Genomic DNA, 1,334 nt, shown 5'->3' on the forward strand with positions numbered 1-1,334 from the left:
CATGTAGCGTAATCCAAAAGATTGAAACCCGATAGGGTTTATTTGGTATGCAAATCTTTAAAGAACTTACATTAGATTTTTAGAAAAAAGAAAAAATTTCACATGAAATTAAACTTATATAAGCTTAGCTTGATGGACATATGACGAGAACCCAAAATGTATTCATTCATATTCATATATGATATCCTTTTAGTTGGATTCTTACGCTGAAACAGCAAAAAATTGTTGTTCTTTGCGCATTAATTTGATTTTTTAAGGAAAGATATAAGTAAGTATGCGATTTGAACGTTCTATTTTTTAGAGCATAACAGGAGGAGAATGAATATGTCGGAAATTGAAGTAGGCGAAATTTTCACCCTTAGCGATGAGAGTAATGAGGAGCAGGAAGTTGAAGTGCTCGGAACGATGAATGTCGAAGGAGCAGAATACATTGCTGTTGGCTTTGTAGAAGACATTCAAACGGAAACAGAGGAAGACATTGATATCTTCTTTTTAAAAGTAGAAGAAGATAGTGAATTCTCATATATTAAGAGTGACGAGGAATTTGAAAAAGTATCTGCTGCGTTTGAGAAAATTATGGACGAGCAAGAATAATAATGGTTGGACACAAGAGGGGGGCATATCTGCCCTCTGTTTTTGCATATAGGGGTAGCTTGATGAGGATTCTGTTGCAAAGTTTTCGAAACTCAAGTACACTTTGGAAAAAGATGAACGGGAGCGTAACAAATGGGATATTTTAAAGGAAAACAATTCAAACAAGCTACTATTGTCGTTTTGCTAGGTCATCTGGATTTCAAACTCTCCGGCATGCTTCTCGTGCAATAAAAGGCATTGAAACCATTCATGCCCTATACAAACAAAGGCGAACAAGCTAAAGAACAAACAGCCACTATTCGTATGTTGTTACGTGTGGGAAATAATAATAAATTTGTACGAGGAAAGGGGAAAGTTCGAAAGAATATCGAATCCTTTCTCATATCACAATACAATATGGAACAACATTCGGGAGAGTACAAATTCTATGTTCCTTACACCACAATTCCAGATTTAGAACAAAAGGTAGATAGCATAATTCATGAAATTGATTTTGAAGCGGATTTACAAAACTGTTTTATTGAGTTAGATGTGTACTGTGATGAATTGGAGCTACAATGGTAAGCATTTGCTTATATAACAAGTTATCCTATAAAATAATAAGAAGAAAAGAAAGACAGGGAGAGGAAACCCATGTCCACAAAATTAGTAAATTTACGAATTGATTTTGCTTTTAAACAGTTATTCGGAACGAAGGGGAACGAAGAAATTTTAACCGGATTTCTAAACGCCATTCTAGA

Annotated in this window: 2 protein-coding genes and 2 pseudogenes; all 4 read left to right on the forward strand. The window is 34.6% G+C overall.

The window, feature by feature from the left end:
- Positions 1–324 precede the first annotated feature (324 nt).
- Positions 325–594: a DUF1292 domain-containing protein gene (locus JDS96_RS30390; protein ID WP_199669084.1), complete on the forward strand. Its 270-nt coding sequence runs from the start codon at positions 325–327 to the stop codon at positions 592–594.
- A gap of 176 nt (positions 595–770) precedes the next feature.
- Positions 771–875, forward strand: a pseudogene (locus JDS96_RS32685) (IS6 family transposase); the annotation flags it as partial.
- A pseudogene (locus tag JDS96_RS30395) lies at positions 853–1,158 on the forward strand (recombinase family protein); the annotation flags it as partial. The pseudogenes JDS96_RS32685 and JDS96_RS30395, both read left to right, overlap by 23 nt.
- A 69-nt stretch (positions 1,159–1,227) precedes the next feature.
- Positions 1,228–1,334, forward strand: a 107-nt coding sequence (locus JDS96_RS30400; RefSeq protein ID WP_199668951.1) for a PD-(D/E)XK nuclease family transposase, incomplete at its 3' end; no start/stop codon positions are given.

The sequence above is a fragment of the Bacillus cereus group sp. N21 genome (assembly GCF_016483395.1).
GTDB classification, from domain to species: domain Bacteria; phylum Bacillota; class Bacilli; order Bacillales; family Bacillaceae_G; genus Bacillus_A; species Bacillus_A pseudomycoides.

Excerpts from the sequence above, each read along its gene's own strand:
- JDS96_RS30390 (WP_199669084.1), top strand. The coding sequence starts at position 325 with ATGTCGGAAATTGAAGTAGGCGAAATTTTCACCCTTAGCGATGAGAGT.